The organism is Alicyclobacillus sendaiensis NBRC 100866 (genome assembly GCF_001552675.1).
Classification (GTDB): Bacteria; Bacillota; Bacilli; order Alicyclobacillales; family Alicyclobacillaceae; genus Alicyclobacillus; species Alicyclobacillus sendaiensis.
This window is the reverse complement of sequence record NZ_BCRQ01000034.1, coordinates 14,344-28,638: the sequence shown is the minus strand read 5'-3', so window position 1 is coordinate 28,638 and position 14,295 is coordinate 14,344. Positions and strand designations below refer to the sequence as shown.

General features: G+C 62.7%; 20 protein-coding genes. 1 reads left to right on the top strand and 19 read right to left on the bottom strand.

What is annotated here, in order from left to right:
• Window positions 1-4 precede the first annotated feature (4 nt).
• The 6 genes from AS26_RS08295 to AS26_RS08270 all read right to left on the bottom strand — a co-directional run bounded on the left by AS26_RS08295 (window position 5) and on the right by AS26_RS08270 (window position 5,476).
• The gene (locus tag AS26_RS08295; protein ID WP_062308344.1) at window positions 5-1,168 is read right to left on the bottom strand and encodes a Gfo/Idh/MocA family protein; all 1,164 of its coding nucleotides are present in this window, start codon (window positions 1,166-1,168) and stop codon (window positions 5-7) included.
• A 22-nt stretch (window positions 1,169-1,190) separates the two neighbouring features.
• Entirely contained in the window at window positions 1,191-2,234 is a 1,044-nt protein-coding gene (locus AS26_RS08290) for a Gfo/Idh/MocA family protein (RefSeq protein WP_062308339.1), read from the bottom strand.
• A 15-nt stretch (window positions 2,235-2,249) separates the two neighbouring features.
• The gene (locus AS26_RS08285; RefSeq protein ID WP_062308336.1) at window positions 2,250-3,218 is read right to left on the bottom strand and encodes a sugar phosphate isomerase/epimerase family protein; all 969 of its coding nucleotides are present in this window, start codon (window positions 3,216-3,218) and stop codon (window positions 2,250-2,252) included.
• 24 nt (window positions 3,219-3,242) lie between these two features.
• The gene (locus tag AS26_RS08280; protein ID WP_062308334.1) at window positions 3,243-3,968 is read right to left on the bottom strand and encodes a sugar phosphate isomerase/epimerase family protein; all 726 of its coding nucleotides are present in this window, start codon (window positions 3,966-3,968) and stop codon (window positions 3,243-3,245) included.
• Entirely contained in the window at window positions 3,969-4,811 is an 843-nt protein-coding gene (locus tag AS26_RS08275) for a sugar phosphate isomerase/epimerase family protein (protein ID WP_062308332.1), read from the bottom strand. It lies immediately after the preceding gene.
• Window positions 4,812-4,903: 92 nt separating this feature from the next.
• Window positions 4,904-5,476: a CBO0543 family protein gene (locus AS26_RS08270; protein ID WP_062308331.1), complete on the bottom strand. Its 573-nt coding sequence runs from the start codon at window positions 5,474-5,476 to the stop codon at window positions 4,904-4,906.
• Window positions 5,477-5,653: 177 nt separating this feature from the next.
• Here AS26_RS08270 and AS26_RS08265 point away from each other — a divergent pair, with 177 nt between their 5' ends.
• Complete coding sequence (locus AS26_RS08265; protein WP_245629678.1) at window positions 5,654-5,950, top strand: hypothetical protein; 297 nt, start codon at window positions 5,654-5,656, stop codon at window positions 5,948-5,950.
• 51 nt (window positions 5,951-6,001) lie between these two features.
• On the opposite strand, the gene AS26_RS08260 is transcribed toward AS26_RS08265, so the two are convergent.
• The 13 genes from AS26_RS08260 to infC form a co-directional block, all read right to left on the bottom strand.
• Window positions 6,002-6,739 (bottom strand): TrmH family RNA methyltransferase, encoded by a 738-nt coding sequence (locus AS26_RS08260; RefSeq protein WP_062308347.1) that lies wholly within the window; start codon window positions 6,737-6,739, stop codon window positions 6,002-6,004.
• 134 nt (window positions 6,740-6,873) lie between these two features.
• On the bottom strand, window positions 6,874-7,854 hold the full coding sequence (locus AS26_RS08255) for a DMT family transporter (RefSeq protein ID WP_062308324.1): 981 nt from the start codon (window positions 7,852-7,854) through the stop codon (window positions 6,874-6,876).
• A 72-nt stretch (window positions 7,855-7,926) separates the two neighbouring features.
• Window positions 7,927-8,400 carry a GNAT family N-acetyltransferase gene (locus AS26_RS08250; RefSeq protein ID WP_245629677.1) on the bottom strand — a complete coding sequence of 158 codons (474 nt, stop codon included), beginning with the start codon at window positions 8,398-8,400 and terminating at the stop codon, window positions 7,927-7,929.
• A 22-nt stretch (window positions 8,401-8,422) separates the two neighbouring features.
• Complete coding sequence (locus AS26_RS08245) at window positions 8,423-8,716, bottom strand: alpha/beta hydrolase family protein (RefSeq protein ID WP_062308319.1); 294 nt, start codon at window positions 8,714-8,716, stop codon at window positions 8,423-8,425.
• A 17-nt stretch (window positions 8,717-8,733) separates the two neighbouring features.
• Window positions 8,734-10,101, bottom strand: coding sequence for an APC family permease (locus tag AS26_RS08240; protein ID WP_062308316.1), 1,368 nt, complete (start codon window positions 10,099-10,101; stop codon window positions 8,734-8,736).
• A gap of 154 nt (window positions 10,102-10,255) precedes the next feature.
• The gene (locus tag AS26_RS08235; protein ID WP_062308313.1) at window positions 10,256-10,825 is read right to left on the bottom strand and encodes a manganese catalase family protein; all 570 of its coding nucleotides are present in this window, start codon (window positions 10,823-10,825) and stop codon (window positions 10,256-10,258) included.
• 23 nt (window positions 10,826-10,848) lie between these two features.
• Window positions 10,849-11,124, bottom strand: a complete 276-nt coding sequence (locus AS26_RS08230; RefSeq protein ID WP_062308310.1) for a spore coat protein CotJB — start codon at window positions 11,122-11,124, stop codon at window positions 10,849-10,851.
• A gap of 15 nt (window positions 11,125-11,139) precedes the next feature.
• Window positions 11,140-11,346 (bottom strand): spore coat associated protein CotJA, encoded by a 207-nt coding sequence (locus AS26_RS08225; RefSeq protein WP_062308307.1) that lies wholly within the window; start codon window positions 11,344-11,346, stop codon window positions 11,140-11,142.
• A 105-nt stretch (window positions 11,347-11,451) separates the two neighbouring features.
• Window positions 11,452-12,051 (bottom strand): divergent PAP2 family protein, encoded by a 600-nt coding sequence (locus AS26_RS08220; protein WP_062308305.1) that lies wholly within the window; start codon window positions 12,049-12,051, stop codon window positions 11,452-11,454.
• A gap of 14 nt (window positions 12,052-12,065) precedes the next feature.
• Window positions 12,066-12,854, bottom strand: coding sequence for a TrmH family RNA methyltransferase (locus AS26_RS08215; protein ID WP_083516027.1), 789 nt, complete (start codon window positions 12,852-12,854; stop codon window positions 12,066-12,068).
• A 57-nt stretch (window positions 12,855-12,911) separates the two neighbouring features.
• Window positions 12,912-13,277: a 50S ribosomal protein L20 gene (gene rplT, locus AS26_RS08210; protein ID WP_062308300.1), complete on the bottom strand. Its 366-nt coding sequence runs from the start codon at window positions 13,275-13,277 to the stop codon at window positions 12,912-12,914.
• 74 nt (window positions 13,278-13,351) lie between these two features.
• On the bottom strand, window positions 13,352-13,555 hold the full coding sequence (rpmI, locus tag AS26_RS08205) for a 50S ribosomal protein L35 (protein WP_062308296.1): 204 nt from the start codon (window positions 13,553-13,555) through the stop codon (window positions 13,352-13,354).
• Between the two features lie 77 nt (window positions 13,556-13,632).
• Window positions 13,633-14,154, bottom strand: coding sequence for a translation initiation factor IF-3 (gene infC, locus AS26_RS08200; protein WP_083516026.1), 522 nt, complete (start codon window positions 14,152-14,154; stop codon window positions 13,633-13,635).
• Window positions 14,155-14,295 lie beyond the last annotated feature (141 nt).

Sequence of the window (14,295 nt, the reverse complement as noted above, 5' to 3'; positions counted from 1 at the left end):
GCGCTCAGCGATACTCCACGTTCTCCCACGATCTCGACGCTGCCGCCTTCTCGACCGCCTCCAACACACACTGATTGCGGACGCCGTCTTCGAAGTCCGGTTTCACGGGCTGGTCGTCGACCAAGCCTTTGAAGAACGCGCCAAACAGATTCAAAAACGTGTGCTCGTAGCCGATGATGTGCCCCGCAGGCCAGTACCGCTCCGCGTACGGATGCAGGGGCTCCGTGCAGTTGATCCGGCGGAAGCCCTGCAATCCCGGCTCATCGCCGTGGAAGTAGACCTCGAGCCAGTTCATGTCCTCGAGGTTCCAGCGAAGGGAGCCCTTCTCGCCGTTGATCTCGATCTGATTGCCGTTCCGATGCCCGCCCGCGAAGCGCGTGGCCTCGAAGACACCCAACGCCCCGTTCTCGAAGTGAGCGAGAAACGCGACGGCGTCGTCCACGTCCACCTGCCCCGTGCCGCCGGCCTTCCGGGCCTCGAGCCCGCCCGCCATCTCGCCGAGGGGCCGCTCCTTGATGAACGTCTCCATGCACGCCGCCACATCGCGGATCTCACCGACGAGAAAGCGGGCGAGATCGAGAATATGCGCCGCGATGTCCCCCAGCGCCCCGGATCCGGTGACCTCCTTGCGCAAGCGCCACACGAGCGGGAAATCCGGATCCATGATCCAATCCTGAAGGTACTGCGCCCGCACGTGGTAGATCCGCCCCAGGCGCCCCTCGTCGATGAGCCGCTTCGCAAACTGGACCGCCGGCGCGTACCGATAGTTGTGGCACACGAGGTGATGGACGCCCGCCGCCCGCACCACGTCGCGCATCCGGACGGCCTCGTCCACGGTCATCGCGAGCGGCTTCTCGCAGATCACATGCTTGCCACGCTCCGCCGCGGCGATGGCGATCTCGGCATGCGCGTTGTTCGGCGTCACAATGTCGATCACGTCGATGTCGTCGCGCTCCACCAGCCGGCGCCAGTCCGTCTCATACGAGGAGAACCCGTACGCCTCGGCCGCCCGGCGAAGCGGTTCCTCGCTCCGCCCGGCAATGGCCTGCAAGACAGGCGTCACAGGGAGATCGTCGAAGAAGAAGTTCAGATCCCGATACGCGTGGCTGTGAGCTTTACCCATGAATTGGTAGCCCACCATGCCGATTCGAATCGCTCGCTTCGACATCCGGATTCCTCCCCATCCCCGCCTACAGCTTCACGGGCTCGCCCCGCTCCGCGGACTCGTACAGGCCGTTCAAGATGCGCTGCAGCTTGACGCCTTGCTCAGCCGTCGAAAGCGGCGGCTCGCCCGTCAGGCACGCATCGACCCATCGGCGGATCTCCCGCTCGTACGGCGAGATTTCCGGCAAATACGCCGGCGTCACGTCGATGAGCGCGCCGTGCTTCTCCTGGTACAACTCGAGCGGGAACACGTTGGCGCCGCCGAGATCGCCCATGAGCTTCACGTTCATGACGTCGCGCTCCTTCACGTTCGCTGCAAAGGCCGACTCGATGACCAGCGTCGCGCCATTGGCGAACTGGATCATGCCGCGCGCCATGTCCTCCACAGTGAAGTGTTCCCAATCCCAGTCGCCGAGGAGCCCCACACCCTTGCGCGTGCCGAGCTTTTGGTACGTGGCGCCCCAGACCATCGTCGGCTCGGGGTAGCCCATCAGATAGAGCGCGGTGTCGAGCATGTGGCAGCCGATGTCGATGAGCGGCCCGCCGCCCTGCAGCTCCTTGTTGGTGAACACGCCCCAACCCGGGATGCCGCGGCGCCGCACCGCGATGGCCGTGCCGGCGTAGATCTCGCCGAGCTCGCCCGCGTCGATGAACCGCTTGAGACAATCTACCTCGCTCGTATGGCGATAGTGAAACCCGTAGGACAGGTGCTTGCCGCTCTTCTTGGCCGCGTCCGCCATCGCCTGCGCTTCTTCTACCGTCATGGCGGGCGGCTTCTCGCAAAGCACGTGGCAGCCGGCTTCGAGCGCCTTCACGGTCGCATCTTTGTGGAATTTGTTAGGTGTACAGACGCTCACCGCGTCGAGTTCCACCTTCTCCAGCATCTCGTCGACGGTCTTGAAAAAGTGGGGAATGCCCCAGCGCTTGGCCGCGTCTTCGGCGCGATCGACCGCCACGTCACAGATGGCCACGATTTCCACCTGTTCGCCGCACTTCTTGTAATTGGGGATATGCACCTGCTGGGCAATGCCGCCCGCCCCCACGATACCGACGCGAATCTTGTCTGCCACTTCGATGTCCTCCTCTTAAGCCCACCACATCTGCTGAAGTTTTTCGCGAATCACGAGCGGCCGCAAAAACGCGACGGCCTTTTGGAATCCCTCTTCGATGGACATGAGGCTGTCCTCGTGTTCGATGGAGATGACGCCGTCGTACCCGTTCATCTGCAGGGCGCTCAAAAGATCCGCCCAGGTCTCGTGGTCATGCCCATAGCCGACCGTGCGGAAGATCCAGGCGCGCTTCAGCTCCTCGCGGTACGGCTTCGTGTCGAGCACGCCGTCGCGCGCCACGTTATGCTTGTTGAAGCCCGTGTCCTTGGCGTGCACGTGGAAGATGCACCCATGCGGCGCGAGGGCGTGCACGGCCTCGACGGGATCGATGCCCTGCCAGAACATGTGACTCGGATCGAAGTTGATGCCAATCTGCTCGCCGCACGCCTCGCGCAGACGCAGGAGCGTCTCGCCGTTGTATACCACGAAACCGGGATGCGCCTCGATGGCAATGCGAACGCCATGCTGGGCGGCGAACCGGTTCAACTCGGTCCAGTATGGGATGACTTTCTCCTTCCACTGCCATTCGAGCACGCGCGAATACTCCTCCGGCCACGGGCAGGTCACCCAGACGGGGTTTTGCGATTGGTCCGATTCGCCCGGGCAGCCGGAGAACGTGACGACCGTCTTCACGCCGAGTTCCGCGGCCAGGCGGATGGTCTCGCGCAGTTCCTGGTCCGCCTTCTGCCGGACCTCGGCGTTCGGATGGAGCGGGTTGTTGTGGCAGGAGAGCGCCGAGATCTCGAGCCCCCGCGACGTGACGGCCTGGAGAAACGCCGACCGCTTCTCCGCGGAGGCGAGGAGCGCCTCTCTGTCGCAGTGCGCGTTGCCGGGGTACCCACCCGTTCCAATTTCGACCGCGTCCACGCCGGCCGCGGCGACGTGATCGAGCATCTCCTCAAACGGCATGGAGCTGAAGAGCACCGTGAAAATGCCGAGTTTCACGTCAAAGCCTCCTTTCATCGCGCGTCAGAGACGCGACTGCAAAAACTGGAGCGAGGTGGCGATGGCCTCAAACGGATCGCCCGGACAGACGTCCTGTTCGACGATGACGTAGCGCACCCCTGCTTCCGCAGAAGCTTGGAAGATGGCATCCCAGGGGAGCACGCCCGTGCCAACCGGTGCAAAGTGCCCCTCCGGCGAGGCATCCTTCGCATGCAAAAGGTCAATCCGGCCCCGATATCGGCGAATGATCTCGACGGGATCGAACCCTGCGTGGTGCGCCCAGTACACGTCGAGCTCGAGGCCCGCGTCCGGCACGCGTTCGAGCAGCCAGTCGAGCGCCGTCTGGCCCTCGTAGGACACAAATTCAAAATCGTGGTTGTGATACGAGAAACCAAATCCCGCGGCCCGCACCCGCTCCGCCGCGCGCGCGAGCACGCCGGCCAAGGCCGCGTAGTCGTCGCGGCGCTCGGCGGGAAGCCACGGGCACACCACGTACTCGAGGCCAAGCGCCCGGGCCTCGTCGATCACGTCGTCCAGCTCGGACTCCAGGCGAGTCAGCGGGACATGGGCAGAAATCGCGCGAAGTCCCAACTCGTCGAGGCGGCGCCGCAAATCCGCCGCGGTATATGGCCCGTAGTGGTGAAGCTCGATGAGGCGGAAACCGATTTCGGCCACATGTCGGAGCGTCCCGTCGAAATCGTCCTCCAGCGGTTTCCGCAGCGTGTACATCTGCAGCGCGATGTCACCCATTCAGGTCTCTCCCTTCGCCAGCGCGATGAGCTGTTCCAGGCGCTCTCGGACGAGGCGCGCGCGCGACGCTCCCGTTCCCTCAAGCGGCGTTTCGTGCAACACCTCGGCCGCGACGGGGCCGCGGTAGCCCGCGCGGTACAGGCCGCGCAAAAACGGCACGAGCGGAATCCGGCCGTCGCCCGGCAAGAGGCGCCTGCCGTCGTGCGCGTCTTCCGGCGCGTCCCGCGTGTCGTTGATGTGCACGTAGACCACCTTTTCGGGCGCGAGCGCGGCGAGATCGTCCTCGTGCTCGCCTGCGGTGTACCAGTGGTAGCTGTCGATGAGCGCGCCGACGTTGGGCGCCCCGACGGCTTCCCAAAACGTTTTCAGGTCCGCGAGCGACTGCACAAACGGATACCTCCGGTGGCGCAGATGGTGTGGGCCGACGTATTCCAGGCCGAGGCGCATGCCGAGCGGCAGGAGCTCCACGGCCACCTGGCGGATGCGGCGCGCGAGCTGCGAGATGTAGCGGACCGGCTCCTCGTCCATGGAGGGCCACAAGAATGCGGTCACGCTGCGCGCGCCAAGCCTGGCACAAAGCCGCGCCCGATCCGGCAGAAGCGAGAGATCGCGCAGAAACGCCGGTTCGGCGTCATACAAGTTGAGCGGAAGGCCGAGGTTGGCGAGCACCAGGCCGCGCTCTTGAAACAGAGCCTCGACGTCCGCTTCGCCGCGCTTTTCCGCTTCATCTTCGAGCCAGTGAAACGGGACATCGACGTAACGGTAACCGGTTTCACGCGCGAGGTCAAGATACGGGACGAGAGAGGTCTCGTCGACGAGGGTCGGATGCAGACAAGGTTCCATGTGAGATGGGGCTCACCTCTTTGTCTCGGGGTCAAAGTCCAATCCCATTGAACCACAACCGTCCCTCGAGGGCCATCGCCAATGTGGTCAGGTTATTGCGGATCTGGCTGCGAGCGCCGTCGACGATGGCGCCGCTCCAATTGGATCAAGGTATCCAACATGAACTTCGCGGCTAATGAGATCGCCACGTAGATGGGAATGGAATAGAAGGGGCTCCAGCGGTATGAGACGTACATGTCAAACCAGCGAAAGGCGGGTTCCATCAGGGCGCACAGGACGCTGAAAGCGAGCGAGACGAGCGAGAATGTCCGCCATCGCGGGCACGTTTGGTAGATGAGCGCGAAGGTGACGGGGATGATGGTCATGTCGGTGCAGAGCAGGGTGGGATACACGAACCACAGGAGGCGAATTTTGTAGCCCCAGAGCATCAGGTCGGAGCCGATGATGTCGAGCACGGAGCTCACCATCGCCACCACCAGCGCGTAGAGCAACACTTCGGTGATCCGGGCGCGATCGACAAAGCGTATAAACACGAGCCACGGCACAATGGCGAGGGTCACAAACAGCCACCACTGCCAGGTGCCGAGATCGTGCTCGAGCCAGTAAACACGGGTCATCTCCGACAGTGCGCGCCTCACGCTCTCCACAAGGTCAAAACTTGTCACGAACGGCCCTCTTCCTCTCCCAGGGGGATTCCGCTTGCCTTCGTCATCCCCCGGTCATCTGGACACCAGTGCGCCTCGCTCCGATCAACTTGCGCAGTTTCACAGGAATTATGTCTGCCTGCCGCGAAGATCGAGAGGAGCGCGCCCACATCTCCGACGGGCGCCGGAAGGGAGAAGATGATGGGCTTCTTCGACATGTTGCGCCGAGCGGCGGAAGGACTGAGCCAAGACGGCCAGTATCATCACGACCATCTCTGCGTTCGCTGCCAGGTGCCCATGCAGTACCACGGCGCGCACGCGCTGCGCACGGGCGGCCTGAGCCGCGGCGCAGGCCTGTTGACGGACCTGTTTCTGGGGGAGCGCAACGAAGAATTCATCAACACCGCTTTGGAGCGAAACGTCGCCGTGCACGTGTTCGTGTGCCCCGAGTGCGGCTCCATCGAATTCATCAACGACCCTCGCCACGGTTTCTGACACCAAAACGCAGCCCGGGCTGTACGCCTCGGGCTGCGACGCGTGAGCCGCCTATTCGTTCTGCCTGAAGTCCGCATCGTCCTCGTCGCAGAGCTCCTCCTCGAGCGCGAAGCCGCTCGACTCCAGCCTGCGGCGTGCCTCTTCCCGCGTGGCGCCGTGCAAGGAACGCAGGCACCATGTCACGTACAGCTTGTGGCGCTCATCCGCGCTCAGCCCGTACCGGTCGCCCGCAATCTGTCGGGCCCGCCGCGTCAGCTCGTACAGCGCAATGGCCGCGGCCACCGAGACGTTGAAGCTCTGCACAAAACCCGCCATCGGGATGTAGAACCGCCCGTCCGCGCGTTCCCGCGCCACCCGCGACACACCGTCCTTCTCGTTGCCGAACAAGATCGCGGTTGGGCGGGCGAGATCGACCGCGTCAATGGGCTCTGCGCCCTCGCCGAGGTCCGTCGCGTACACCTGGAATCCGCGCGCATGCAGCAGGTCAATCGCGCGACCGATGTCCGGCATGCGATGGAGCGTGAGCCACTTGTGTGCGCCCTGGGTCACGCCCTTCGAAGGCCGAAAGGGCTGCTTGCCCTCAATCACCGCCACCTGTTGCACGCCAAACGCCTCGGCGCTCCGCAGGATGGCAGCCTGATTGTGCCCGTCGTCTACGGCCTCCATCGCCACGGCGAGATACGAGGTTCGCCGCGCAAGGACGTCGCGCAGGCGAAGCAACCGCTCCGGGCGCAGCCACTCCGCCAACCACAGTTCACGTTCCGACAGCAAGCCCTCGGCCAGGAGCATCTGTTGGATGTCAGAATGCACGCTCTGGATGCACCTCCCGCTCCTCTTGGTCGGTCGCGGGCCCGAGCCCGTCTCCTCATCATAGCCGATGGCTCGCCAAAATGCAGCGTTCGAGCGCCGCGCGTGCGGGGCTGTCACTCGCCCCCTTCCGACGACACAGGCCGGGCCGCCATGGCCAGCCCGTGGACCAAAAGGCCCACCACCACCGTCGCAAGTCCAACGGCGCCGAGCCAGCCGACGCGATCGCCCGGGATCACAGCGAGTTCGAGCACCAGCGCGAACACCACCTCGCCAGCCTGCGTGGCCTCGACAGCGGCCAACTCGCTCGGCGACTGGCGCGCCATGTCCGTCGCCCGAAAGAAGAGTGCCGTGGCGATCACGCCCGAACACACGGCGACGAGCAGCGCCCCGAGGATCTGCCGCAGCGTAGGCCATCCGACGAGGGCCGTGCTCGCCGAAGACCAGGCGATCCAAAACGGCAGACTCCCGAGGGTCATGCCGAGCATGCGCTCCAGCGGGTCGAACGCCCCCGCGTAGGCGCGCATGGCCAACCGATTGCCGGCTGGGTACGCGGTCGCCGCCACCAGAAGACTGACGGCGCACAGCGCCGCGCGCCGCCACGACATCTGGGAAGCATCCGCCATCTCCATGAGCATCGCGCCGGCGACGATTCCGAGTGATGTCACGAGCTCCCGTACAGGAATGCGGGCGCGGCGCCCGTCGGGCCCAGGCGCGCTGAGCCAGGGCGTGAGCAACACACCACACACGATGGTCACCTGCCAGACGCCCGCCACGAGCCACGCGGGCCCGTACGCGTTCGCGAGACATAGCGGAGCATAAAACAGGCCGAATCCAATCGTGCCATACACCGTCCACCGCCAGAAATCGCGCCGAAAGGACTGAAACAGCGCGCCAATTCTCCCCTTCCAAGCGACATACGCGAAGAGGACGGGCAGCGTGAGAAAATACCGGAGCGGCGCGTTCCAAGCCCACGATCCGCCGGTACGGCTCACGGCCTCGTTTGCCACAAACGTGACTGCGAAAAACAAAGACGCCATAAGCCCCAGGACGAGTGGGCGCCAGCGTGCGGCTCTGAAGGCGGCAGGCCAAGTCATCTCCAGTTCCCCCCATCCACCAACCGGCCCTGCGCGGCGCACGAGCGCAGTTGACCCTTCCGGGACAACGCGTCACCTTGCCCGCACGCGCAGGTCCCCGACGTCCGACCAACGATAGACCACTTCCGGCAAAACCACGCCGTCGATATCAAACGTCTTCTCTCCGATGACCGTTCCGCCCAACCGCTCGTAAAACCGCCGCCACGGATTGTCCCGAAAAGTGACCACCACGACCGATTGGTGTCCCCGCTGCTGAAATTCATCGGCGAGTTGAGCGACCAGACGCCGTCCGACGCCTTGCCGATGCCATGATGGAGACACGTACAGCGTGTAGATCTCGGCGTCCGCGTCGAACTCCTCCACACGGTTAGGCCCCCCACTCACAAATCCGATGACACGTGCACCCGCAACCGCGACCCAAAACGCCTGCCTAGGGTCCGCCAATCGCCGTCTGAATCGCTCGGCGCTCACCTTGGGGTCCATCCGGTCCAGAAACGATGAAGGCACCAGCCCCGCATACGCGTGGCGCCAGGCCTCCACGTGCACCCGACCCACTCCTTCAAGATCTTCAAGGCAAGCAGGCTGAACCGAAATCATGGCCCTTCCCCTCACGCCCTCGGTCAGAATCGGCCAGCCTCCACGTCGCGCACAAAGGCTGGTCTGAAAAGTACGATCTCAGTTGATCGTAAAAGTACAGCTCGATCCCGGCCTTCACCAGATACGACTCGAAAATCTCGAAGTATTCGTGGCTCGCGCCTGGCCCGCCGTGCAACAAAAGCATTCGAATCGGACTTGTCCCCACTCGGCGCGTCCACACGTGGTGTCCCGTGGACAACCGGATGATTCGCGTCTGCGCCTGCACGCGGCCTCCCCTTTTCGTCACATGTCCTTCAAAACGGGCGGCACCTCGCGATACCCTTTCGACTTGACAGCTCCAATGAGAACGCCCAGTGCCATCCAGCTCAAGCCGAAGATGAAGGTGGTGCGGTCAAATCCGAGCCACACGTACCCGATGACCACAAAACCACACAGCGGAAACAGCAGATACTTGAACACATGCCGAAAGGCTCTCTGGCGAAGGTAAAAGTAGACGAACACGGTTGCGTTCAACATCAGAAAGGCGGTCAGTGCGCCAAAGTTGACGAGCGTCGTGATGGTCTCTTGCGGGACGAGGCTTGCCACCAACAGCGAGATCACCGCGACCAACAGCGTGGCGTTGATCGGGGTTTGGAACCGCGGACTGACGTGTGAAAAGAACTTGGAAAACGGCAGCAGACGATCGCGGCCCATCGAATACAGGATCCTCGAGATCGCCGACTGCGCGGCCAGGGCGTTCGCGATGCCTGACGCGATCGCGTTCACCAGGAGAAGGACGACGTAGAGGAACGTGCCCCCCGCTTCCTTGGCGATTTGGAAGAACGCCATGTTGGGATTCAAATCTGCGTAATTCGGATGAACAAGCGCCGCCACATACGTCTGTAGGACAAACAGAAGGCCGATGATGACAAGCGACGCAATCGTCGCGTTTCCGACCGTCCTTTCCGGCCGCTCCGTCTCTTCGGCCAGCGTACTGATGGCATCGAAACCGAGAAAACTCAACACAGCGATGGAAGCAGCGTTTTCAATGAATTTGAGGTTGAAGTGGCTCGATTGATAGAACGGACTGAGGGACAGATGGCCAACGCCGTGGCCCAAGACCAAGACAAACCGCACGGAAGCAATAAGAAAAAGAAGGAGACAAACGAGTTCAATCGCCAGAAGAACGAAGTTCGTCCTCGCCTGCAGATGGATGCCGAGAACGTTCACCGTGGTGTTGAACAGCACAAAGAACAACAGCCACACGAAGGTAGGCACGCTCGGCACAAGCCCGTGCAGCCAACCTGCCGAGAACGCGTAGAGCAGGGAAGGCGCAAGGAAGTAGTCCGCCAAGATCATCCACCCAGCGATGAAGCCGACGTGGGGATTCAAGCCGCGCTGCACATAGGAGTACACGGATCCTGAAATCGGAAATTTCGCGCTCATCTGCTTGTAGCTGAGGGCCGTGAAGACCATCGCGACAATGCCGATGACGTACACCAGCGGAACCATGCCGTAGCTCTGCTGCGCCACGTAGCCGTAAATGGCCATGGGGGCGATGGGAACCATGAAGATCATGCCGTAGACAATGAGGTCCCGCAAGCGAAGGGTTCGCTTGAGTTCCTGGCGATAGCCGAGCGTTGAAGATTCCCGATGCCCTGAGGTTTCCATGCGTCACGCCCCTCTCCTGAGTGTCAACGAGGCTATTATCCTGAAAGACTCGGAGACACGTCAATGAAGCAAGAAATGACCCTCAGCCAACGGCCGAGGGCCTAGGAGAAGGGGACATTCACCTGAGCGTCGTGGCATCGGGTCCAGCTGCGCCTCAGAACACCTTCTTGCTACCCTGATACTCTTTGAGAATCTCAACCGCCTCGCGAAACCGAAGCGAGTGAATCACCTCCCGCTCGCGCAGAAACCTCAGACTGTCCTTGATGTCCGGATCGTCCGTGTTGTCGATGATCCACTGGTAGGTCGCGCGCGCCTTTTCCTCTGCCGCGATATCCTCGTACAGATCGGCGATGGGATCGCCTTTCGAGGCGATGTACGCTGCCGTCCACGGATTTCCCGCCGCGTCGTGGTAAAAGAGTGAGTAGCCGTGGTTGACGTAGTGATCGCCGAGCCCTGCCTCGCGGAGTTGCTCGGGCGTCGCATCCTTCGTCAACTTGTAGACCATGGTGGCAATCATTTCGAGATGTGCGAATTCCTCCGTGCCGATGTCGGTCAACAGGCCAATCACCTTGTCGGGGATCGAATACCGCTGATTCAGATATCGCAGTGCGGCGGACAGTTCCCCGTCAGCTCCTCCATATTGCTCGATGAGCATCTTGGCGAGCATTGGATCGCACTTGCTCACCCGAACGGGATACTGAAGCTTTTTCTCATAGATCCAGATAGCCGCCTACCCCCTACCCCGAGCTAGACCTGCCACGGCCATGGCGTCTCAGACCAAGCCCAAGACGCCCCCGTGGCGGGGCTCAAGCCGTAATGATACAGAGGACCGAACGCGGATTCGAACTGGGTCATGAGGTTGTGCTTCCGCTTCTGAAACTGCTTGAATTGGGCAAGCGCCTGCTCGTCGTCCGGATGCGTGTCCAGATAGAGTGTCAAATCGACCAGCACGAAATCGATGGCCTGAAGTTCCTGAAGATACTGATAGTAGGCTTTAGGAAGGGATTCTGTCGTCTCACTCACGCGTTCACGTCCTCCTCACACCGGCGGATATGGGCTGTCGTATTCCGGCCACAGCGTCCCCTTTCGGAGCGCTTCCTGCGGTGCGAACTGCTTGCGCGCGCTCTTTTGCACCGGATACGTCACTGCAGGCGGGACGTCGTACCATTTCACCCGCGCAGGGCAAGGATCAAACGGACTGCGAAAGTTGACATACGAGCGCCATTCGGCCGAAGTACCATCCACCGTGCGTCCATCCCTCCTTCAGCATGATTCGAAAACATGCATATGCGCCGCCCGACGATTTCAGACGTTTGGACAACCGAGAAATGGCGGGATCTCGCCGACACATCAGTGGTTCAACGCCAGCGCTACGAGGATGCCGACCATCGCACCACCTGCGATCTCGCTCGGCTTGTGGCCCACTTGCTCGTTGAGCACGGGCCAATCCACGAGCCACCACGGCCCCTTTGCGACGCGGATCGGGGCCACAGAGGACGCTTTGCCTTCGGACGAGATCGCCGACCGTCCGTCCCGTTGCGAAGCGCGCGATCTGTCGCTCGCCGCGCGGCCTTGCGGTCGTTCCGAAGCAGCCGCCTGTTCGCTCGATTCCATCAGCAGGTGTTGGCCGCGGAGATCGTGCAACAGGCGGTTGAGCACCGCAGCCTGCCGTCCCGTCTGCCAGCGAACGCCCGCGGCGTCGTACATCACGACGGCGGCGAGGAAGAGGCCGATGGCGACCACCGGATCGGACCCACCGAGATGCAGCCACAGCTGCACGGCGAGCGCGACGACCGCGGCCGTGTGCGAACTCGGCATGCCGCCCGAGTTTTTGACCTGGCTCCAGTCCCACGAGCGCAGTTGGATCATGACGAAGATCGGCTTCAACGCCTGGGCGACCACCATGGCGAGGAGCGGTGCCGCCCACAGACTCGACACGATGTGAAGCAACGCGCCAGCCCTCCTCAGATCGCGCGGTTGGAAGCTTGTCGGTAGGCTTCGTACAGAAGGATGGTCCCGGCCATCGCCGCGTTCAAGCTGTCAGCCTCCCCGGCCATGGGAATGGCGACACACCTGTGCGCCAGTCGGCGCGCCCCATCGCTCACACCGCGGGCCTCGTTGCCGATGATCACCGCCACCTCGCCCGCCATGGGTGCCTCGTCACACCGGTCGACCGCATCCGCCGCCGTGGCCACGACGACCCCGCCGGGATGGCGATCTCGCCAGACCCTGAGATAATGCTCCACACCGCACGCGATGGCGCGGACGCGGAACAGTCCGCCCATGGAGGCTCGCACCACCTTCGGCGCATACGGATCCGCGGTGCCGGGCCCGATCACGACCTCACCAAAGCCAAACGCCTCCGCGCTTCGCACCAGCGTGCCCACATTGCCCGGATCCTGCACCCCATCCAGCACCAGGACGCGGGGGCCGTACCCCGGCTCGTGTTGCGGCACGGCGGCGATAGCCATCAGGCCCTGCGGCGTCTCGGTGTCGGCCACGGCTGCAAAGGCCTGGGGCGACAGCTCGAAACGGCGGCCGTCCGCTTTCGGATGGCGCCACAAAGCTTCCGGAGGCTCGTCCGATGAGACGTTCCACAGAAGGGCTTCCAACCGAAGAGAGCTCTTGAGCAGATCGGCCACGAGGCGCTCACCCTCGACGAGAAACAAGCCCGCCCGCTCTCTTCCTCGCCGCGTCTTGAGCCGCGCCCAGGCGCGAACGCGGTCGTTGTGCGCTGATTCGATGTACGCCATAAGAACCTCCGGGGACGAGATCGACAAAAAAGCCCGGTCATGCGACCGGGGTGTGTATCACGCGTTGGCGTTCAGGCGTTCGCGAGCGACGGTGACAAGCTGCGAGAACGCCTCCTTGTCCGTCACCGCGAGGTCCGCGAGCATCTTGCGGTTGACTTCGACGCCCGCGAGCTTCAGGCCGTGCATGAAGCGGCTGTACGACAACCCATGGGGGCGAACCGCCGCGTTGATCCGCTGAATCCACAGCCGGCGAAAGTCGCGCTTGCGCTGTTTGCGATCTCGATACGCGTACACGAGCGACTTCATGACCTGCTGCTTCGCCGTGCGATACAGCGTGTGCTTCGAACCAAAATAGCCCCTTGCCAGCTTCAAAATCTTTTTATGACGACGGCGTGTCACCACGCCACCTTTGACGCGAGCCATCTCCAACAGCCTCCTCGAATGGTGTTCCGATCACGGCCGCGCCGCGCGTCTCCGCGGCGCAAACGCCCACTTCTTCACTTGTACGCGACGAGTTGCTTGATGCGCTTCATGTCGCTGCCCGACACGAGCGTCAGGCCGCGCAGACGGCGCTTGCGAGCGGGCGACTTGTGCTCCGCCTTGTGGTAGGCAAACGCCTTGGTGCGCTTGAGAAGCCCGGTCCCCGTGCGCTTGACGCGCTTCTTCAGACCGCTGTGCGTCTTCATTTTCGTCTTGGCCATCTCGTGTGTCCTCCTATCTCCAAAATCGCCGATCCCGCGGTCGACCACCGTCCGTCAACCGCACCAGGTCACGAGGTTCACGCACTCGGCTGCTTCGGCGCCAAGATCATCACCATATGACGACCCTCGAGCTTCGGCGACCGTTCCACAATCGCATGCTCCTCCGCAGCCTTCGCCAGCCGTTCAAGCAACTCCTGACCGATGTTCTGGTGAGTGATCTCCCGCCCGCGGAAGCGCACGGACACCTTCACCTTCGAACCTTCGCTCAGGAATTTCAGGACGTTCTTGAGTTTGACGTTGAGATCATGCTCATCGATATTGGGCGTCATCCGAACTTCCTTGAGCAGAACGACCTTCTGGTGCTTGCGCGATTCGCGCTCGCGCTTGCTCTGCTCATACTTGAACTTGCCGTAATCCATGATGCGGCACACTGGCGGCTTCGCGTTGGGCGCAACGTTGACCAAATCGAGATTGCGCTCCTCGGCCAATCGCAGCGCTTCGCGCAAGGGCATGATGCCCAGCTGCTGGTTGTCCGCGTCCACGACGCGCACTTCTCTCGCGCGAATGCCCTCGTTGACCTGATACCCTTCTTTGCTTATGGGGTGTCACCTCCACCGATCTGCCCCACCACACCAACACGCAAAAAGCGCAGGCAACGCCTGCGCTCGAATCGCCTTCGCCCAGCCTGGGTCTGACCCTCTAACAACCAACGCGCTGGATTCGGGACCCGTCAGCTTGCG